Below are 19,403 nucleotides of genomic sequence, written 5' to 3'. Positions count from 1 at the left end.
TCCTAATCGTATGTAACCCATTTTTTTTGTGCCAACAATTGGATTCCGGTAATCATCATGATGATCAACACCAATGAAATCGCGACAGCCGAACCATATCCTTTTTCATTCAGTACGAAAGATTCATTAAAGAACATGTAAACTAACGATTGCGTGCTCTTCAATGCCAAATTGGTCCGGTCGAACATCATGAAGATGATGTCGAATACTTGCAACGCACTGATGACACTCGTCACGGAGACGAAGAACAATTGTGGCGACAGAAGCGGTAAAGTGATGGAAAAGAATTGCTTCATTGGACCAGCGCCATCGACGACGGCAGCTTCATAATACTCTTTTGGTATTTCTTTTAAGCCTGCCAACAAGAGAATCATGTTATAGCCAACGTTTGTCCAGATCCCTACAATGATGATGGACCAAATAGCCACTTGGGGATCAGTAATCCATTGGATCGATCCGGTATAGCCAACTTTATCCAATACAACATTGATCAAGCCATATTCGGAATTGAACAACCAACGCCAAACCATTGCGATTGCAGCAGGAGCCGCAATCATCGGCAGAAAGAAGATAGTGCGGTACAATCCGAGCGCTTTCACTTTTGTATTCATTAAAACAGCAAAGAATAAGGAAAGTACGATGGTCACAGGAACCTGAACGATAGCATAGAAAAAAGTATTCCTTAACGATTGCCAAAAATCCGCATCGTTCAGCATCTTCAAATAGTTATCCAGTCCGACAAATGTTGATGTCCCGAAGGTACTCACATTTTGGAAACTCATGAATAACGATTGAAAAAGCGGAATGACGTTCAAAATCATTAACCCGATCAAGGTTGGAGCAATGAAGAACCATCCCCATAACGCTGTTTTTCTTTTGCGTTCTTTCGCCGTCACAGTACGGACGGTTTTTCCCTTAGTATTTTCTACAATCGATGTCATCCTGTTCACCTCATATATATTGGAAAGCCACTTATAAGGAATAACTCATAAGCGGCTTTCCTATTTTTATTTTTCGTTCGCTAAGATTCCTTCAACGCCGGCTACGATTTCAGGCGCTACTTCTTTAACTGATTTTTGCCCATCAAAAACTGGCATCAAGGCATTTTTTTCCACATCTTCCCAACGAGCAGTTTCATTTGAATAAGGTTTGATGTAAGCATTTTTCATTTGGTCTACGAAGACTTGCATATTGAATTGGCTGTATGCTTTTATAAATGTTTCTTCTGTTCCTTTGTATGCTGGTATGGCCGCGCCATTTTCACCTTGCAGACGCATCGCTTCTTCTGAACCCAAGAATTCCACAAATTTTAAAGACGCTTCTTTATTTTTTGTTGATGCCGAAACCGAATTTGCTAATCCATTGAAGATAGTAGCTGCTTGCTTACCTTTTGGTAATGGAGCAACATCAACATTAGCTGCTGTATATTCATTATTTGCCATTTCACCTGTCATCCATGAACCGAAGAATCCTATAGCACCCCGGCCGGATTGGAAGAATGAAAGATTTGTATTTTCCGCGAATTGACTTTGTGTAGGGGATACGCCATATTTCAAGCTCAAATCCGCATACCATTGCACAGCATCGATTGTTTCATCCAAACGGAAACCGGATTTAGTCTTATCATCTGATAGGACATATCCACCGTTTTGGAAAATGAAGTTGTAATATCCTTCTTGGCTATTAAGCGGTGCCAGAACTCCATAGACACCATTAGCAGGATCATTCAATTTTTGTGCATTTTCTAATAGAGTGTCCCAAGTCCATGTACCATCTGGATAGGCAAGTCCAGCTTTATCAAACAGGGTTTTGTTGTACCACATGCCGATGGTGTCATAGTCCTTTGGAATACCATAAAGCGCATCTTTTGTTGAATACAGATTAACTAGCTCAGTCGGGAAATTATCCAATGATGCTATTTTGCTGTTTGCGTATGTGTCGGTCAAATCCATCAAGACACCACCGGTTGAATACTTCGCAATTTCATTGGAGTGCATCCAGAATACATCCGGCATACTGCCTCCTTTTGCTCCCGCTTCCAATTTCGTCCAATATTGATCCCACGGTGTTACTTCAACTTTCACGTCTATACCAGGGTTTTTTTCTTCGAATGCGCTTGCGATCGCTTCCATACCAGGTTGTTGAATTTTATCCCAAATTTCGTATGTAATCGTCACGTCGCCGGATGCAGTGTTGCTTGAACCCCCATTACCGCATGCTCCTAATACAAATGCCGATGCTACAACTGTCGCTAAAGATAATTTCTGCCATTTCTTCAACATATTTTACTCCACCTTTTCTTGTTTTTTCGATAAAAATCAATAAAATTGCATATTCTGAAAAACTTCGGTATTCTCTTTCTATTTCCTTGTTGCGTTATGATTGGCCAAACCACGCTAATTGTAAACGCTTGCTTCCTTTCGATGTACTTATAATACCAAATCATCGTCTGCTACGACAGATATCTACGCAATCTAAAACATACTTTTTTGTTGATTTTCTATTTATTCTGTCTCCTCCTCTGCGGGACGGGGCGTAACCTTCCAATTCCTACCGTAATCCTGTCGCTTTTAAGTATCTGCTGCTTATCGCCATTAATGGTGTTGGGTCCTTCCTTGTAGCAGCCCTTTATCAAACTGATTCAAACGCACCCCAAAAAAGAACCTGATTCCTAAATCAAGTTCTCCAATCATTTATTCTTCGCTTTTTTTGCATACTCCCGCGGCGACATCTGCATTTTACTTTTGAAGATGCGGGTGAAGCTCAATGGGTTTTTATATCCGACCTTCTCTGCGACATCGGCGATGCTCAAATCGGTCGTCTCCAAATATATCCGACCCGTATAGACGCGGAAGTCGATCAGGTATTCATGCGGTGTCCGATTGGTCGTTTTTCGGAACACCGCAGTCAAGTAGGATTCGTTCAAGGACAATTCCTGACTGATGTCCCCGATCTGAAAGTCTACATCGTGATACCGCTCTTTGATGATTTCAATGGCTTGCTTCGTGTACTCGACACCCCTGTTGACCTTCTCTATTTGCCTGATTTCCGTACCGTCCAAGTCGCTCCCCAACATGCTCAAAAGGAGATAGAGCTGACCTTGCAGACGCACACGCGACAAAACATCAAAAGGATTCGCCTGCATGATGTCTTCCATCATCTGTTTTGTCTCATCAAATCGCTTGACATTCCCAACCGGATTCGATAGTCGAAAGCCGATGGCACCCAGCAAAGCTTCCAGCTGTTCACCTTTTAAACCGATCCAATAATATTCCCATGGATCTTCCTCGTCGGCTTGATAAAAAGTTATCACATTGGGGTAGATGATAAAGAACTGCCCTTGCTTCAGGTTGAAGCGGCTGTTGCCGATTTCAAAATAACCTTTCCCCTTCATGATGATGTGTATCAGGTAATATTCTCGCATGTACGGACCAAAACTGTGGTTGGGTTCACATTGTTCTTTGCCTTTTGTCACATAATACAGATCCTTATAGTAGACTTCCTCCCGGAAAAAATCCTCATCCATTCCCTCACCATTCCTATTCTCAAAACGCTTTCTTCTATTGTAGAAAAATAAGCTGTGGAATGCTATAGCTTATTCTAATATCTTCCTTTATTTGCCATCCTACCAGCTTCAGCTGCAGTGTGGTCCCGGTTAGGAGCAACGTCTAACTGAACATATTAACAAGGAGGGCCTGTCCAAAAACTTGATCCTGCATTCAAGTTTTTGGACAGGCCCTCCTTGTTTACTTTTAGAATAGATTATACAGTTGTGCCATCGGAAGCACACTCACAGGTTCACAACTGACCTCTTTGCCATTCACTGCAACACGATAAGTATCAGGATCAACATGAAGAGTAGGTGTTTCGCTATTGAACTTCATATCTTTTTTCCCTACTGTTCTGCAATTATGGACAGGCAATACCTTCTTTTTAAGATCATAGCTGGCGATGGTTCCATTATCAATGGAAACTTGTGAAACAAAGCTGAAGCACGTATCATGTAATGCCCCACCAAAAGCGCCAAACATGTCGCGATAAATGATTGGTTGTGGTGTTGGGATAGAAGCATTCGGATCACCCATTTTTGAACTGATGACCATGCCTGATTTTAAGATTTGCTCCGGTCTCACACCAAAAAATTTCGGTTCCCAGACAACCAAATCAGCATATTTCCCAATTTCAATGGAACCTACGTAATCGGCAATGCCATGAGCGATTGCAGGATTGATTGTGTATTTCGCAACATAACGTTTTGCGCGGAAATTGTCATTGTCAGTAGCTTTGTCTTCAGGCAATGCGCCACGTTGATCCTTCGATTTAGAGGCTGATTGCCAGGTGCGGGTAATGGTTTCTCCTACTCGACCCATAGCTTGAGAATCTGAACTCATGATAGAAAATACGCCTAAGTCTTGCAGGACATCTTCAGCTGAGATGGTTTCCGGGCGAATACGGGAATCGGCAAAAGCCACATCCTCTTTCAAACTCTTATCCAAATGATGACAAACCATCATCATATCCAAATGTTCATCGATCGTATTGATTGTGAATGGCATCGTTGGATTGGTGGATGCAGGTAAAATATTTTCTTCTCCTGCTGCAACAATAATATCCGGAGCATGGCCACCACCCGCACCTTCTGTGTGATAGGTATGGATTGTGCGTCCGTTAATGGCTGCCAGCGTATCCTCGATATTGCCGGCTTCATTCAAAGTGTCGGTATGGATCGACACCTGCACATCATACTTGTCAGCTACTTGTAAACAGGTATCGATGACGGCTGGCGTTGAACCCCAGTCTTCATGTATTTTCAGCCCGCATGCGCCAGCTTCGATCTGTTCTGCCAATGGTTCAAAGGAGGAAGAATTGCCTTTGCCTAAAATGCCGATATTCATCAATAAACCATCCGCAGCCCGATACATTTCTTTCAGATACCAGGGTCCAGGCGTACAGGTAGTGGCATTGGTGCCATCAACCGGTCCCGTCCCGCCGCCGATCATTGTTGTGATGCCGCTGTTCAAGGCAGTCCGGACTTGCTGCGGGCTGATGAAATGGATATGGGTATCGATTCCTCCGGCCGTTACTATCTTGCCTTCAGCAGAAAGGATTTCTGTGGACGCCCCAATCACTAGACTGGGTGTCACATTGTCGTTGATGCCCGGATTTCCGGCTTTGCCGATTCCGCAAATTTTACCATCCTTGACGCCGATGTCAGCTTTATATATTCCGGTAAAGTCCAACACTAAGGCATTCGTTAAAACGAGATCCGGAGCACCGGCTTTGGAAGTGATTTCAGAAGCTTGGGCCATGCCATCGCGAACGGTTTTACCGCCGCCGAATTTTGTTTCTTCTCCGTACACCGTATGATCTTTTTCCACTTCGATCAAGATATTTGTATCAGCCAAACGAATCTTATCCCCTACTGTTGGCCCATACATCGAGGCATATTTTTCTCTTGAAATTTTGATGCTCATAATGTCCCTCCTAGTCGATGAAACCTTTTAATTTGGCGTTTTCAATTGCTTGCTTTTTGTTCAACTCATTCGTTTGGCCGTTGGTCAATCCATTTAAACCGATGACTCTCTTAACCCCACCCAGTTCTACTAATTGAACCTCTTTTTCTTCTCCAGGTTCAAAACGGACGGCAGTTCCTGAAGCAATGTCCAGACAGAATCCATAGGCAGCTTCACGGTCAAATTTCAAATGACGGTTCACTTCAAAAAAGTGATAATGAGAACCCACCTGAACGGCACGGTCACCGACATTCTTAACCGGTAACCGGATGACTGCTTTACCTGCATTCAACTCAATATTTTCCTTTTTTAAAATATACTCTCCCGGAATCATCAATTTTTACCCCCTAAATAATTGGATTATGAACGGTAACTAATTTTGTGCCATCTGGGAATGTTGCTTCGATTTGGATGTCATGGATCATCACTGGCACACCATCCATCACATCTTCGCTGGATAAGATTTTGGTCCCCAAATACATGATTTCTGCAACAGTTTTTCCATCTCTGGCAAGTTCGTACATTTCTGAACTGATCAGTGCTATTGCCTCGGGATAATTCAGCTTCAACCCTCGCTCTTTTCTTTTCCGTGCAACCTCACCTGCAGTAAATATCATCAATCTTTCAATATCTTTATCCACTAAATGCATAAAACCGGCTCCTTTTCTTGTTTATTGGCATTGTTCAGTCACTTTCTTTGCTATCTTTTCCAATTCCTGGGAATTTCCGCCTAAAACCCTCACCACATAATTTCCCGACCAAGTGGTAGAAATGCCGCCTTGAACGGAAGGGTGACTATCGATTATCTTTCTTATTTCAGCCTTTTTTTCTTCTGCTAGTTGATGATGGAAAATCAGGACGGTAAGCAAATGCGTGAATCCTTCAAACATCCCAAAATCAGCCATCTGACTTTGCTCAGGTTCGAAATGGCAGTTGTCCAAGTATAGATATTCCCCTTGCGAAATGATTTCGGTGACAGATTGGAATTTACGGAACTGGAAGGATTCCCCACTGTCCACCCTGCCGGAATTGATGATATCCATCATGATAAATCGGGATGTCTCGTCTTCTAATTGGATGCTGGTTTTCGCCCGGTAGGAAGAACCACGGAATGGAATGGTCGTAAGCGGATTATAGATGAGCGATGCATTTGGTCCAACCTGAATAGTCGTGTTTCTGACGGCTAGTTCATCAGGTTTCATCGTAAATATTTTTTCAAATGATTGCGATGAAATCTCAACGTTCGTATTCGCACCAATCCCGATATCGATCAGTTGGTCATCGCCGGCTAAAATGCCGGCTGAAGCGCTCATGATCATTAGCTCCATTCCTTGATCGGAGCGGTAGAAAGGACGCATCACTTTCAACGGTGGCGTTGAAAAATTGTCGACTAAGCAGGTCCGGTTATTCTTTTCTTCTACCCGTAAATATAGTTTTGATTGTTGGGCAAATTTACTTTTCATCCCTCATCACAGACCTTCTAATAAGATATTCTTGCGGATCCAGTCAGCTATCAACAGAGGACCTTCGTTACCTTTCATGTTTGTAATGTAGTAAGGCTTGTCTTTGCGCATGCGCGCACAATCTACATCTAATTGTTCCAAATCAACGTCTACATAGGGCGCTAAATCGCATTTGTTCACTACCAGCAGGTCTGAACGTGTAATACCGGGACCACCTTTTCTGGGAATATCTCCTCCCTCGGCTACATCGATGCAAAAAATAGTAGCATCGGCTAAATCCGGACTGAAGGTAGCCGCAAGGTTATCTCCGCCACTCTCAATGAAGACGATCTCTGTATCCGGAAAGGTAGCCGCCAATTCTTCCACGGCTTCCATATTCATGGAAACGTCTTCCCTGATGGCTGTATGCGGACATCCTCCGGTTTCAACTCCGCGGATTCTTTCCGGGTCCAAAATACCGCTCGCAATCAGATATTGTGCATCCTCGTTTGTGTAGATATCATTCGTTACGACGCAGATGCTATAATCTTGCTTTAAAATGCCGACTACATTTTGGATTAAACGCGTCTTTCCGCACCCTACCGGTCCGGCAACTCCGATTTTTACATATGGCATCATTTTTTCCTCCTAAGACATATATAACCTTGAATACAGGTTTTCATGTTGCATCGATCTGATTTCAAACCCGGGCGATGCTTTCCCTAGATCGTCTTCACTCAAAGACAAGCACTTCTCAATCATTTCATCGAAAACAGGATAACATTGGACCATTATCTTTTGGCCAGAAAGTTGACTAATCGGTACAGCCTTCACACAATTGATGACGCTGTTCAGCGTATTGGAAAACAGGAATCCCTGCAAAGCCTCTTCTTTTTCAATCTGCAGGTTTGCGCACAGCACACCGTATGCGACACTATAAGTCGATGCCAAACCCTGCATGCCGCATTCATCCACATACGAATGGAATCCGGATAAATCGGCGGTGATTTGCATCTTATCTATCGTTTTGACAAAGCGCGAGCCTATTTTTTCATATGCCTCACGGATCTCTTTTTGGGGGCGCAACGCTCTTATTTTTTTCTCCAAACGCAGACAATCCTCAATTTTTTCTTGCTCCGCTGCATCATAGGCTTGAGAGATGGCGAGCACTTCATTATAAAGAACGCTATTCATCAAATTGCTTTTGATGTACTGAAAAACAGCTTCATCATCCTGGATGAGTTCGGCCTGAATATACGTTTCCAGACCGAACGAATGCGCGTAACTCCCCACCGGAAACTGGGAGTCATTTATTTGGTGCAACAGATAGTGCTGATCATTTTTCATTTGGACACCCTTTCTAATGATGGTGATCTCCTTTGTTGCTCACTGAAGAAATGGCATTTGACTCCAGCAGCTTAATTTCCGCTACTTCAATCGATGAACTATATTTTTTCAGCAATTCCTGCATGGGTTCATCAAATGGGACAACCAGTTGGAACTCATGTGACCCGTAAAACAGGGGAGCATGACGATTGCCGATTTCATAAGCAAGTTTTGCCATCATTTTTGTATTGGCACCTTCGACCACGATGCATTTTTCAGGTAAGATCGATACATAAATGAGTTCTTTCGTATTTTCGTTCAAAAACAGAATATCGCCTTCTTGCAGCCCATGGTCTGCCGTATGGTCGTCTAATTTAATGCCTATCTCTGCACCATTTTTTGACAGCAAACGATTGATTTTTTTCCGTGATTCATACCAGTGGATCTCAACGTAGTCCTTTTTAAAAGAATCGGCGTCCCTGTTTTTCATGTTTCCTATTACGTTTTCAATAATCAATTCGATTCACACTCCTTAAAATAAAAATGGAAAGCTCATTTGCAAGTACCGCAAAATCAGCGTAATGACAACTGTCCCCAGCGCCATTGAAAAAGTGAAGCCAATCATACTGTGCCAATGCTTCGGCAATTTGCTGTTCACATATTCAGCAATCGGCGGACAAATAATCGCCGCCAGCACTGCTGTAAATACAATGATCCAGATGGAGGAACCGAACTTCAAAACGGTTTGCGGCGCCACCGAAACGATTCCGACAAAGCTCGGGAAAAAATCTTGCTCCATCCATTTGTCCCAATAAAGGTAAATGGCTACAGCGCCTGAAAGCCAGCCGGCCAACAGAATACCCGGAAATAAACCCGTGCCATAGGAAACATGATACGGATTTAATAACCAGGAAAGTAGACTGCCGATAATCAGAAAGAAGCCGGCATACTCATTCCCGACAAACATCGGCTCAGAATAATCCGCCAATAAACGTCTGATAAAGAATCGGTTTGGAGAAGCCTTTTTCAATTGAGCGATCGTCATCTCACCCGGAATAACCGAACTATTCGGCGCCGTTTCGACTAATGTCATCCAAGGAAGATAGTAACACGTTTGCAAAACGATGATTCCTCCAATCCACATCCCGGAGACACTGCCGATTACTCCCGGCAACCCGTTGGCTAAACAAATATATCGGATGAACATCGTAATTGGCGTTGAGAACAATGCCCCCAGAATACTGCCTGTCAATACGGATTTCATATTGCCGCCGTACTTCAGGATCACAGCACCGGCAATACTTACATACGGGATAAAAGTGGCTACCCAGCCAGGCTCTTCGCTCCTGATATTTCCGAAAAGGAGCGTAACGATCAGCAAGCTTAAAAATGATGCAGCAAAAAGCCATGGCCACAATTTGCCGTAACCGTATGTAATCGGCGTCAAACGATATCTGGATTTTCTTTTATCCAATTGATAGGCAAGAATCGAACCAATCAGCAAACCGATACCGCCTAACAACGATTTAAAGAAAAATGGCTCGGTCATGTCGCCGATCATCCAATAGAACTTCATTAACGGGGATGTCATCATGTGATCCAACCAATAGTGATAATCAAATAAGATGCTAGGCAATGTAGGTTGTAGCCACATCATGGCATAATAAAGGAGCAATCCCCCTAAAACCGAACAACCGAAAGCTAATGTGGGTTTCTTCGTTTTTTTCATCTCAACACCTCTTAACCAGTCATAATCGTCTATCGCAACGCAACCAACGTTCACTTCTGCTTTCTTATCTTTGGTACTGTTCATCTACCAGATTCACTCTTTTCAAAAGTTCGATTTCTGCAAGCAATTTTTCTGTCGCTAAATCGGCTACAATACTATGTTCTTCCCCAAACAAAACCGCTCTTCGGGAAATTTCTTGCACCAAATCTAAATTATGGGTTGAGGTAATCAACGTTTTCCCGGCCTTATTTAATTGAATCAGAAAATTTACCAACCATCGTTGCGTTCTTGGATCCAGACCATTCATGGGTTCATCAAGAACCAGCACGTCCGGATTCAAAGCCAGAACGCATGCAATCGCTACTTTTTTTTGCTCCCCACCGCTTAAATGGTAAGGCGATTTCTGCCGAAGCGCGTGGATGTCCAACAAAGTGAGGCAATCATTCACCCGTCTCTCGATTGCTTCTTCGGTCATCCCCATCTGCCGAGGGCCAAAAGCAACCTCATCATAAACATCAGGACAGAATAGTTGCGTATCCGAATTCTGGAAAACGAAACCGATTTTTTGGTGAAACCTCTTGGCAAAAGCGGGGTCTTGCATTTTTTTTGCGGTTATTTCTTGATTGTTGAATGTATATACGCCGCTATCAGGTGATACAAGCCCGTTTATCAGCTTCAACAAAGTCGACTTGCCACAACCGTTTGGTCCCAATAAGGCGATTGCCTCACCTTTTTTTATCTGCAGATTTATATTTTCTAATGCCGGGCTGCCCGCATAAGCATAGGACACACTGTTTAATTCAATCATGATAGATCCCCTCAAATGACAAAAAATAGAAAGATTATACCTGCGTCGAGCATGGTACCCAACAAATCACCGATGCCCATTTTTAATTTATGACCCCCATAATATTCACCGGTGAAGCCGCGGCATTCCATCGCACTTTGCATGTCTTCAGCCATTTCCTTCGATTTGATGAAGGTCGTTCCGACAATACCGGAAAGGGAAGTATACTTGCTGTTGTCTCTGCCGACTGACCTTAAATTTAATGCTTGCAGCATATTCAAAGCAAAATCACCCAACAGCACCAGGTATTTCAGCGTGATATCCAAGACGAAAATAAACATATCCGGAACAAAGAAGCTTTTTAAAACACTGACAATGGCGTTCCAATTTGTCGAATGGGACAGGATATTCACTGCTAAGATATTCGCAAATACTTTACTGACCAATAACAGACTATTGAAGAAATCCCCCCAAATAGCTGCCGGCAAGAGAACAAACGCAGAAAACAAAGTTGCCGCACAGCTTACCTTTAGGATTCCTACAATCATCCTGACTTCCATCAGACTTAAAATGACGAGCAAGCATACGATTACAGCCATTACGAATAAAGGGCTTCTTGAGACAGAAAGCAAAACTACCAACAACAACGTACTGAACACTTTCAAGGTTGCACTTACCGGATATTTCAGCGCTCGGCTTGAAGTTTGATCTTTTATTCTTGAAATGACCTTCAGTATTGACTGGATGCTTTTATCGATGAACGTATTCTTGTCTGATTGCAGCACGTACGTTTCTTCTGTTAACAACCACTCAGGTATCTCTTTCATCTTTTGCCGACCTTCTCTTTTTTAAACTGCCGATGATTTTAAATGCAATGATTGAAATGGCGACACCAGCCACCGCTGATAAAAGATATCCGGTTGCATCGGATAAACCAGCGATTTTATAATCCGGCATAATGGCTTCAAAGCTGAAGCCATTTTTCAAACCGGCAGGTATGTACCCCAGCGCTTTCCCATTGGCTACCGTATTTTGGATTTCCTCTTTATCCCATTCTCCCCAAGCGGTACCTGTTGCTAAAAGTCCGAGCGGTGTCAAACAAATAAGCGCTACAATCAAAGCATAGATGGCTCTGCTTTGTTTTATTGTCTCTTTATGGATCATGTCTGGGGAGACTCTTTTGATAAATTTGTAAATTTCCACCGAAACCAGGGCTTCTACGATACCCACCACCAGCAGATGCGGAATGGTGATGGCCGGTATGGCGACCGACAGCGGATACGGGCTATACAGCGGTTGGCCCCTAGCATCCGTGAAAAGCAGCGGCTGAATGCCGAATTCGACGGCTACACATAGAGCTGCAAGATTTAGCCCTAAATAGGAGCCCGCGGCAATACCAAAATATTCGCCTTTTTCTGTTTTCGCTTTAGATTTTATAAATTGAAAAATAAAATAGCCAGCAAAAGGCAACAGGAAGGCCATATTAAAACAATTGGCACCAAAAGCCAAAATCCCTCCATCGCCAAATAGTAAGGCTTGAATCAGAAGTGCGATCGTAATCGAGAGGCACGCGGCATATGGTCCCAGCAGGAGTGCTATTAAGGTCCCTCCAACCGCATGTCCGGTTGTTCCTCCAGGCAACGGTACGTTGAACATCATCAACAAAAATGTAAAAGCCGCCCCAACCCCGAGTAAAGGCAACTTTGTTTTTGGAACTTCCGCTTTGACCTTTTTAATTGCTATCGTCCATATAGGAATCATAGTTGCTCCCATCATGATACTGGTCGACGGACTTAAATAATTGTCGGGAATATGCATTACTGCATTCCTCCTCTCTTTTTACTCACCCAACGATTGCGGTTAAAAAAATGGAGACAACCTTCAGCCACCTAATCCAATCAAGTTTTCACCCTCAAAGACGGCCACTGTGATAACGTTTACATATTCAGAAGTAAAATTGAAGGCAGCAATTAGCCTTGTTGGCACCTTCTTTTATTCATTATAACGAACATCCTATTTTGGCGCAAAAATTTGCGCTGATTCACTCGTGACTTCAGCAATGATCTGTAGTGGACTTTCATCACCAAGTTATCACCCCTGCCGGGCAAATCGAAAAAAAAAGAATCCAGAAAATGATTTCTGGATTCTTTGGGTATATTAGTATTTTGCGAATTTAGCTTGAAGTTTAGGGATATCTGACTCTCTGCAGTACACGAAGTGTCCAGGAACGATTTCTCTCATTTTTTCTTCTTCGCCATTTTCTTCGCGCGGTACGTAGGTAAATCTTGTACGGTTGCGCTCATACTCTGGATCCGGTAACGGGATGGCGGACAACAGGCTTTCTGTGTAAGGATGCAACGGTTTGTTGTAAACATCCTCGGCAGGAGCCAATTCTACCAATTTACCAAAATACATAACGCCGATGCGGTTGCTGATGTATTTTACCATGGATAAGTCATGGGCAATGAACAAGAAAGTCAATTTTTGTTTTTGTTGTAATTCCATCAATAAGTTTACTACTTGCGCTTGAATGGAAACGTCCAAGGCGGAAATAGGTTCATCGGCGATGATCAATTTAGGTTTAACAGCCAATGCGCGTGCGATTCCGATACGTTGACGTTGGCCACCGGAAAATTCATGCGGATAACGGGAGGAATGATCTTTGTTCAACCCTACCAAATCCAATAGTTCCGCTACGCGTTCGTCAACTTCTTTTTCATTGGAGACAAGGTTATGGATTTTTAATCCTTCCGCGATGATGTCGCGGACCTTCATGCGGGGATTCAATGATGCGTAAGGATCTTGGAAGATCATTTGCATATCTTTTCGGAATGCCAATTGTTCTTTCCGATCATGCAACGTATGGATTTCGGTACCATCAAAGAAAATTTCCCCTGAAGTAGGATCATACAATCGGATGATGGCGCGGCCCGTTGTCGTTTTGCCACAACCTGATTCGCCTACCAAACCTAACGTTTCGCCTTCATAAATATCGAAAGACACATCATCGACGGCGCGGACTTCATTTTTGGTTCCGACATTGAAATATTGTTTTAGATTTTTCACTTCCAACATTTTCTTTCTGTTCGATAAATCTTGCATTACATCAAACCTCCCTTCTCTGTGAGTTTCGGATCTATTTCTGGCTCATCTGTTTTAGGTTTTGCGACTTTCTCTTTATCCATCGTGCCCATCTCTGCCAATTCCTCTGAAGGTTCCAAATGGATGCTTGCAAAATTCGCTTGGCGATTTTGGATGCCGATTGGAGGCGTTACTTTAGGTGCATCAGGGTGCAACAGCCAAGTAGCGGCTTGATGTGTTTCAGATACCTTAAAGAAAGGCGGATCATACATGGTGTCGACTTTCATCGCATATTCGCTGCGGGGTGCAAATGCATCCCCCTTTGGCGGTTCCAATAAATCTGGAGGCGTTCCGGGAATAGCATACAGCGTGCCGGCTGTGTCCAACGTCGGCATGGAACTCAATAAGCCCCAAGTATAGGGGTGTTGTGGGTTGTAGAAAATTTCATCTACAGTACCGACTTCAACAATCTTGCCCGCGTACATAACCGCAACACGGTCTGCAACATTGGCGACAACCCCAAGGTCATGCGTGATGAAAATGATGGATGTTTTGATTTTTTGTTGCAAATCCTTCATCAATTCCAAAATTTGCGCTTGGATGGTTACGTCAAGAGCCGTTGTTGGTTCATCTGCGATCAGAATATCCGGGTTACATCCCAATGCAATAGCGATGACGATACGTTGACGTTGACCACCAGAGAATTGATGCGGATATTGCTTCATTCTTTTTGCAGGTTCCGGAATCCCAACCAATTTCAATAACTCTTCGGCCTTACTATACGCTTCCTCTTTGCTGACATTTTGGTGTTTCAGGATTGGTTCGGCGATTTGTTTCCCGATTTTTTGAGTCGGGTTCAATGATGTCATCGGGTCTTGGAAAATCATTGCGATTTCGGAGCCGCGGATTTTTTGCATTTCTTTTTCCGTCTTATGGACGATATCTTGACCTTTGAACAAAATCTCACCGTGTTCAATGTTTGCATTGTTGGCAAGCAGACGCATAATGCTTCGGCTTGTGACCGATTTTCCGGATCCGGATTCACCAACGATGGCTAATGTTTCGCCGGGCTTCAGATCAAAGCTGACGCCACGGATTGCCTTGACTTTACCGGCATACGTATCAAAACTGATTTGTAAATCTTTTACTTCTAAAATCTTTTCCATCTGGTTACCTCCTAATCTCTCATTTTCGGATCGAATGCATCGCGCAGGCCATCAGCCAATAGGTTGAAGCTGATCATGATGACGCTCATGATGCCTGCTGGATACCACATCAAATGCGGTAAGAAACGGAATGTTTTGTATCCGTCATTGATCAATGTACCAAGTGAAGCATTTGGAGCCGGTATCCCAATCCCGATGAAGCTCAAGAACGCTTCGAAGAAGATTGCGGATGGGATGGAGAACATAACCTGAATGATGATGACACCGGCTAAGTTAGGTAAAATATGTCTGAATGCGATATTCATCGGCGATTGCCCCAAGGTGCGGGCAGCCAAAACATATTCTTGGTTCTTCAGTTTCAATGTCTGGGCACGGACAACGCGGGCCATGGATAACCATTCCGTCAACGCCAATGCAACGATGATAGAGGTAATGCCCGGTTTCAGAACCAAAAGCATCAAGATAACGACAACCAGGTTAGGCACACCCGATAGGATTTCTAAAATCCGTTGCATGATGTTATCCACTTTTCCGCCTAGCCAACCTGAAATCAGGCCATAAACAACTCCGATAGTCAGATTGAACAAAGCTGCCATAAAGGCGATGAATAAGGATACACGTGTACCATATAGAACACGTGACATGAGATCGCGGCCTAAGCTATCCGTTCCTAAATAGTAATAGACATCTGCAGGGACGCCGGCAACATCATATTTATCGATGCGCGTACCGTTTTGATTGACTGTACCATTAAAGCCGTTGATCCCCACGCCCGGAAGCTTGGGCGGCAAATTGGCATATTGGACAGTCTGTTCATTCGGATTATGCGGCGCGATGAGCGGCGCCATGAAACTGGATATGCTGATGATCAACAAGATGACCAAGCTGACCATCGCTACTTTATTCTTTTTAAGACGACGCCATGAATCGGCCATGAAGCTTAACGAAGGTGCAGATATTTTTTCGTTATCTTGCATCGACGCTTCGGTTGCAGGGGCGAATAAATCTTTTGCGATTTCAGGCATATTCTGGTTATTTTGTAATTCCACTTCGCTCATTAAGCTTTTCCTCCTTCTGAGGTAACTCTGATACGAGGATCAATGATTCCGTACAAGATATCCACTAATAAAATAACGACAACTAACATGGTAGAATACATCATCGTTACACCCATGATAGTCGGGAAATCGTTAGTCAAAATAGATTTTACGAATTGTTCCCCGATACCTGGGATTGCATAAATATTTTCCACTACCATTGAACCGGTCATCAATCCGACCGTCATCGGTCCGATAATCGTAACCAAAGGAATCAAAGCATTGCGGATACCGTGTTTAAACGCTACTTCCCAACGGCTCAGACCTTTCGCTCTCGCTAATTCAATGTAATCACTGCTCAGTACATCGACCATTTCGGTACGCATGAACCGGGCCGAGTCGGCCAATGGCGAAATACATAAGGCTATGGTCGGCAAGATGGATGAACGAATCCCGTCGTTCCACAAAGCGATTGGAAGAACTTTCAACCAAACACCAAAAATCAATTGTAATAATACAGCAAAAACGAAGTTTGGAATGGATCGTCCTATAATAGCAGTCAATGTCGCAACCGTATCAACCCAAGTTCCTTGTCTCATAGCGGCAATAACACCTAAGACAATCCCCAAGATTGTTCCGATGATAACAGCCTGAAGTCCAAGCTGCATGGATGGCCCAATTCTGCTGCTCAATAACTCTGTTACCGGCGTATTGTTGAATTGGAAGGATACTCCCATATCACCACGTAATAATCCGAAAATATAAACGCCGTATTGCACCAAAATAGGTTTGTTCAACCCATATTTTTCGTTCATGATAAGAATCTGATCTGCTGATAACTTGTCTTGGTTACTATAAGGTGTACCAGGTAAAGCCTTCATCAGAAAAAAAGTTATCGATGCAATCAAAAACAAGGTAACCAACATATATATGATACGTTTACCGATGTACTTTGCATAACTTTTCATCGTTTGTCATCCTCCATTAAAAATAGTTTTGTAAATAGCACTTGATAGTATATCATATTTAAATATACAAAAAAGAAAATGAACGCAAAACTAATGAATATTTTAATTGAGTTTTCTTTCTTTTTTTTGTACATTTAAATGTAAGAAATTCAAAAGGAGCCGTAGCTATATGAACTTCACAAAAAAAAATGTGCTCATTTCAATAGTCATTTTCATCATTGCATTGTTCGTTCAATCGATAAAATCCGGATCCATTGGATGGGTTGAGGCATCGAATATTACGTTCACGTTGGCAGGAATATTATTGATAATCGGTCTTTTCGGACTGATTTTTGCCTCTGGATCGTTTGATTTTTTTCATTATAGTATGCGAAAAGCCTTCAGAAAAACAAAAAAAGGTAGTGAACACGAGGCATCATTGAACCCTAATGCCTTATCAGCTTCGGTCGGGAAAAGTTATCGTAACGTTCTGACAATTGGTGTAATACTGTTGATCATCAGCATCCTTTGTCTCTGGGACTACATACTTTAAATAAAACATCCATCTGGCACATATTTCATTTGCCAGATGGATTTTTTTATTTTCTTAATTATTGCGCGTTTTGAGCGCCGGCATTAGAAGCCCATTTGTATGAGTATTCAGCTCCAACTAAGTGTTCAGCTAAATCTGTAACATATGGTTTTTGCAATACTGCGTAAGAACGTTGATAAAGAGGTGCGATTCCTGCATCTTCCATCAAGATTTTCTCAGCTTGCAATAAGTTAGCCCATCTTGCATCAAGGTCGGAAACATTTGTGCGTGCTGCATCAATCAATGCATCGTATTGTGCATTAGAATAACCTGATTTGTTGTTGCCGTTTGTTGTTTGGAATAGTTCCAGGAAGTTGATTGGGTCAGCATAGTCAGCGCCCCAGCCAGCTAATTCGATATCGTATGTACCTTTTGTATCAGCTTCTAAACGAACTTTGAATGGTACGTTACGTAAAGTAACAGTCAAACCAGGCAAGTTTGTTTGCAATTGGCTTTGCAGGAATTCAGAAGAGCGTTTTGCGTTTTCTGTATCATCACTCAAAAGTTCTAGTGTGACAGAGTCTTGACCTAATTCAGCCAATCCTTTTTCCCAATAGGTTTTAGCTTCTGCAGCGTTAAAACTCAATAAATCGCCATTTTCTGCACGGTAATCTTCGCCTGTAGAAGGATCTAAAGCCAATCCTTTCGGAACTAAACCGTTAGCAGGAATCGACCCGTTTTGTAGAACAACGTCAGCATAAGCTTGTTTGTCGAAGGCCATTGCCAAAGCTTTGCGGATGTTCGCATTCTTTAATGCCGGGTTATCTCTTTGTTGGTTGAATTTCAAGTAGAATACTGATGATGTAGGCATTGTGTGCAAGTCAGGATCGCCAGTTTTTTGGGTAACATATTCACCCGTTAAAATCATGCGATCGATTGCGCCTGTATCATATAAATTCAAGGCGGTAGACGTTTCTTTGATAACTTCGACGTTGATAGCATCTAAATTGACTTTATCTGCATCCCAGTAGTCTTTGTTTCTTTCGTACGTCCATGAAAGGCTTGCTGCATCCCATTTAGCCAAAACAAATGGTCCGTTGTATAGCAATGCGCCGCTGCTCAAAGCGTATTTATCGCCCTGTTTTTCAACAAAAGCTTGGTTTTGCGGGAAGAACATGGCTAATGTCAATAAATCCTTGAAATAAGGTACTGGACTTGCCAATGTAATTTCCAACGTTTTTTCATCGACTGCTTTAATTCCCAATTCTTCCGGTTTCTTATCGCCTGCCATGATTTCAGTAGCGTTGGCAACGACACCGTCCATCATGTAAGAGTATGAAGCCGCAGAAGCTGGGTCGACAAGTTTACGCCATGAATAGACGAAGTCAGCGGCTGTAACAGGTTCTCCGTTAGACCACTTTGCATTATCGCGGATCTTGAAGGTGTAAGTCAGGCCATCTGCACTTACGGTTGGATCTTCTGCTGCCATGCCTAATTCGACAGTACCATTTAACCCTTGACGATATAACCCTTCATTTACGTTGCTTAACGCAGTGAATGCAACAGTATCTGTAGCCTGTACAGAATCCATTGTAGGGATTTCCGCGCTCTCGACCAAGTTAAGAACTTGACCGCTGCCTGCTGTCCCCGTTGCTGAAGAATCGGATGAATCAGCGGTATTGTTTCCGCCGCAAGCAGCCAATACCAAAGCAGAACTTAAAGATAATAATACTAAAGCTGATAATTTCTTATTGCCCATTAATATTTCCCCCATCCTTACAATTTGCTATAATTTCTATAGTAAGGTTAATTATAATTGTGTGTGAAATTAAAATCAAGTTTG

Annotated in this window: 20 protein-coding genes; 1 reads left to right on the top strand and 19 read right to left on the bottom strand. The window is 42.8% G+C overall.

Features of this window, described 5'->3' with window-relative positions:
- Positions 1 to 2 precede the first annotated feature (2 nt).
- The 18 genes from BM101_RS00490 to opp3b all read right to left on the bottom strand — a co-directional run bounded on the left by BM101_RS00490 (position 3) and on the right by opp3b (position 17,049).
- On the bottom strand, positions 3 to 941 hold the full coding sequence (locus tag BM101_RS00490) for a carbohydrate ABC transporter permease (RefSeq protein WP_087031258.1): 939 nt from the start codon (positions 939 to 941) through the stop codon (positions 3 to 5).
- Between the two features lie 66 nt (positions 942 to 1,007).
- A complete protein-coding gene (locus BM101_RS00485) occupies positions 1,008 to 2,282 on the bottom strand; it encodes an ABC transporter substrate-binding protein (RefSeq protein WP_087031254.1) in 1,275 nt (424 codons plus the stop codon).
- Positions 2,283 to 2,689: 407 nt separating this feature from the next.
- Positions 2,690 to 3,526: an AraC family transcriptional regulator gene (locus BM101_RS00480; protein ID WP_087031252.1), complete on the bottom strand. Its 837-nt coding sequence runs from the start codon at positions 3,524 to 3,526 to the stop codon at positions 2,690 to 2,692.
- Positions 3,527 to 3,752: 226 nt separating this feature from the next.
- Positions 3,753 to 5,474 carry an urease subunit alpha gene (ureC, locus tag BM101_RS00475; protein WP_087031250.1) on the bottom strand — a complete coding sequence of 574 codons (1,722 nt, stop codon included), beginning with the start codon at positions 5,472 to 5,474 and terminating at the stop codon, positions 3,753 to 3,755.
- Positions 5,475 to 5,484: 10 nt separating this feature from the next.
- Positions 5,485 to 5,847 (bottom strand): urease subunit beta, encoded by a 363-nt coding sequence (locus tag BM101_RS00470; RefSeq protein WP_087031247.1) that lies wholly within the window; start codon positions 5,845 to 5,847, stop codon positions 5,485 to 5,487.
- A gap of 13 nt (positions 5,848 to 5,860) precedes the next feature.
- Positions 5,861 to 6,163: an urease subunit gamma gene (gene ureA, locus BM101_RS00465; protein ID WP_087031244.1), complete on the bottom strand. Its 303-nt coding sequence runs from the start codon at positions 6,161 to 6,163 to the stop codon at positions 5,861 to 5,863.
- A gap of 21 nt (positions 6,164 to 6,184) precedes the next feature.
- Positions 6,185 to 6,976 (bottom strand): urease accessory protein UreD, encoded by a 792-nt coding sequence (locus BM101_RS00460; protein ID WP_087031241.1) that lies wholly within the window; start codon positions 6,974 to 6,976, stop codon positions 6,185 to 6,187.
- A gap of 6 nt (positions 6,977 to 6,982) precedes the next feature.
- A complete protein-coding gene (ureG, locus tag BM101_RS00455; RefSeq protein WP_087031238.1) occupies positions 6,983 to 7,591 on the bottom strand; it encodes an urease accessory protein UreG in 609 nt (202 codons plus the stop codon).
- Between the two features lie 12 nt (positions 7,592 to 7,603).
- The gene (locus BM101_RS00450; protein ID WP_087031236.1) at positions 7,604 to 8,302 is read right to left on the bottom strand and encodes an urease accessory protein UreF; all 699 of its coding nucleotides are present in this window, start codon (positions 8,300 to 8,302) and stop codon (positions 7,604 to 7,606) included.
- A gap of 13 nt (positions 8,303 to 8,315) precedes the next feature.
- Positions 8,316 to 8,798, bottom strand: coding sequence for an urease accessory protein UreE (locus BM101_RS00445; protein WP_087031233.1), 483 nt, complete (start codon positions 8,796 to 8,798; stop codon positions 8,316 to 8,318).
- Between the two features lie 15 nt (positions 8,799 to 8,813).
- On the bottom strand, positions 8,814 to 10,094 hold the full coding sequence (locus BM101_RS00440) for a hypothetical protein (RefSeq protein WP_087031230.1): 1,281 nt from the start codon (positions 10,092 to 10,094) through the stop codon (positions 8,814 to 8,816).
- Positions 10,075 to 10,818, bottom strand: a complete 744-nt coding sequence (locus BM101_RS00435) for an energy-coupling factor ABC transporter ATP-binding protein (RefSeq protein ID WP_087031227.1) — start codon at positions 10,816 to 10,818, stop codon at positions 10,075 to 10,077. The genes BM101_RS00440 and BM101_RS00435 overlap by 20 nt, the downstream gene beginning before the upstream one ends.
- A gap of 11 nt (positions 10,819 to 10,829) precedes the next feature.
- Positions 10,830 to 11,624 (bottom strand): energy-coupling factor transporter transmembrane component T family protein, encoded by a 795-nt coding sequence (locus tag BM101_RS00430; protein WP_087031225.1) that lies wholly within the window; start codon positions 11,622 to 11,624, stop codon positions 10,830 to 10,832.
- A complete protein-coding gene (gene cbiM / locus BM101_RS00425; protein WP_087031222.1) occupies positions 11,608 to 12,615 on the bottom strand; it encodes a cobalt transporter CbiM in 1,008 nt (335 codons plus the stop codon). The genes BM101_RS00430 and cbiM overlap by 17 nt, the downstream gene beginning before the upstream one ends.
- A gap of 339 nt (positions 12,616 to 12,954) precedes the next feature.
- On the bottom strand, positions 12,955 to 13,899 hold the full coding sequence (locus BM101_RS00420; protein ID WP_087031218.1) for an ABC transporter ATP-binding protein: 945 nt from the start codon (positions 13,897 to 13,899) through the stop codon (positions 12,955 to 12,957).
- Positions 13,899 to 15,044 carry an ABC transporter ATP-binding protein gene (locus tag BM101_RS00415; protein WP_087031215.1) on the bottom strand — a complete coding sequence of 382 codons (1,146 nt, stop codon included), beginning with the start codon at positions 15,042 to 15,044 and terminating at the stop codon, positions 13,899 to 13,901. Before BM101_RS00415 ends, BM101_RS00420 begins: the two co-directional genes overlap by 1 nt.
- A gap of 11 nt (positions 15,045 to 15,055) precedes the next feature.
- On the bottom strand, positions 15,056 to 16,102 hold the full coding sequence (gene opp3C, locus BM101_RS00410; RefSeq protein ID WP_087031212.1) for an oligopeptide ABC transporter permease: 1,047 nt from the start codon (positions 16,100 to 16,102) through the stop codon (positions 15,056 to 15,058).
- Entirely contained in the window at positions 16,102 to 17,049 is a 948-nt protein-coding gene (opp3b, locus tag BM101_RS00405) for an oligopeptide ABC transporter permease (RefSeq protein WP_087031208.1), read from the bottom strand. Before opp3b ends, opp3C begins: the two co-directional genes overlap by 1 nt.
- A gap of 169 nt (positions 17,050 to 17,218) precedes the next feature.
- On the opposite strand from opp3b, the gene BM101_RS14505 reads away from it, so the two are divergent.
- Positions 17,219 to 17,581 (top strand): DUF3899 domain-containing protein, encoded by a 363-nt coding sequence (locus BM101_RS14505; RefSeq protein ID WP_087031205.1) that lies wholly within the window; start codon positions 17,219 to 17,221, stop codon positions 17,579 to 17,581.
- 58 nt (positions 17,582 to 17,639) lie between these two features.
- On the opposite strand, the gene BM101_RS00395 is transcribed toward BM101_RS14505, so the two are convergent.
- Positions 17,640 to 19,319 carry a peptide ABC transporter substrate-binding protein gene (locus tag BM101_RS00395; RefSeq protein ID WP_087031203.1) on the bottom strand — a complete coding sequence of 560 codons (1,680 nt, stop codon included), beginning with the start codon at positions 19,317 to 19,319 and terminating at the stop codon, positions 17,640 to 17,642.
- Positions 19,320 to 19,403 lie beyond the last annotated feature (84 nt).

It is taken from the genome of Trichococcus palustris (genome assembly GCF_900114465.1).
GTDB classification, from domain to species: Bacteria; Bacillota; Bacilli; order Lactobacillales; family Aerococcaceae; genus Trichococcus; species Trichococcus palustris.
This window is presented reverse-complemented; position numbering and strand designations above follow the sequence as displayed.

Excerpts from the sequence above, each read along its gene's own strand:
- BM101_RS00490 (WP_087031258.1), bottom strand. The coding sequence starts at position 941 with ATGACATCGATTGTAGAAAATACTAAGGGAAAAACCGTCCGTACTGTG.
- BM101_RS00415 (WP_087031215.1), bottom strand. The coding sequence starts at position 15,044 with ATGGAAAAGATTTTAGAAGTAAAAGATTTACAAATCAGTTTTGATACG.
- BM101_RS00460 (WP_087031241.1), bottom strand. The coding sequence starts at position 6,976 with ATGAAAAGTAAATTTGCCCAACAATCAAAACTATATTTACGGGTAGAA.
- BM101_RS00420 (WP_087031218.1), bottom strand. The coding sequence starts at position 13,899 with ATGCAAGATTTATCGAACAGAAAGAAAATGTTGGAAGTGAAAAATCTA.
- BM101_RS00480 (WP_087031252.1), bottom strand. The coding sequence starts at position 3,526 with ATGGATGAGGATTTTTTCCGGGAGGAAGTCTACTATAAGGATCTGTAT.
- BM101_RS00470 (WP_087031247.1), bottom strand. The coding sequence starts at position 5,847 with ATGATTCCGGGAGAGTATATTTTAAAAAAGGAAAATATTGAGTTGAAT.
- ureA (WP_087031244.1), bottom strand. The coding sequence starts at position 6,163 with ATGCATTTAGTGGATAAAGATATTGAAAGATTGATGATATTTACTGCA.
- BM101_RS00485 (WP_087031254.1), bottom strand. The coding sequence starts at position 2,282 with ATGTTGAAGAAATGGCAGAAATTATCTTTAGCGACAGTTGTAGCATCG.
- cbiM (WP_087031222.1), bottom strand. The coding sequence starts at position 12,615 with ATGCATATTCCCGACAATTATTTAAGTCCGTCGACCAGTATCATGATG.
- opp3C (WP_087031212.1), bottom strand. The coding sequence starts at position 16,102 with ATGAGCGAAGTGGAATTACAAAATAACCAGAATATGCCTGAAATCGCA.
- BM101_RS00395 (WP_087031203.1), bottom strand. The coding sequence starts at position 19,319 with ATGGGCAATAAGAAATTATCAGCTTTAGTATTATTATCTTTAAGTTCT.
- BM101_RS00440 (WP_087031230.1), bottom strand. The coding sequence starts at position 10,094 with ATGAACAGTACCAAAGATAAGAAAGCAGAAGTGAACGTTGGTTGCGTT.
- ureG (WP_087031238.1), bottom strand. The coding sequence starts at position 7,591 with ATGCCATATGTAAAAATCGGAGTTGCCGGACCGGTAGGGTGCGGAAAG.
- ureC (WP_087031250.1), bottom strand. The coding sequence starts at position 5,474 with ATGAGCATCAAAATTTCAAGAGAAAAATATGCCTCGATGTATGGGCCA.
- BM101_RS00435 (WP_087031227.1), bottom strand. The coding sequence starts at position 10,818 with ATGATTGAATTAAACAGTGTGTCCTATGCTTATGCGGGCAGCCCGGCA.
- BM101_RS00430 (WP_087031225.1), bottom strand. The coding sequence starts at position 11,624 with ATGAAAGAGATACCTGAGTGGTTGTTAACAGAAGAAACGTACGTGCTG.
- BM101_RS14505 (WP_087031205.1), top strand. The coding sequence starts at position 17,219 with ATGAACTTCACAAAAAAAAATGTGCTCATTTCAATAGTCATTTTCATC.
- BM101_RS00450 (WP_087031236.1), bottom strand. The coding sequence starts at position 8,302 with ATGAAAAATGATCAGCACTATCTGTTGCACCAAATAAATGACTCCCAG.
- opp3b (WP_087031208.1), bottom strand. The coding sequence starts at position 17,049 with ATGAAAAGTTATGCAAAGTACATCGGTAAACGTATCATATATATGTTG.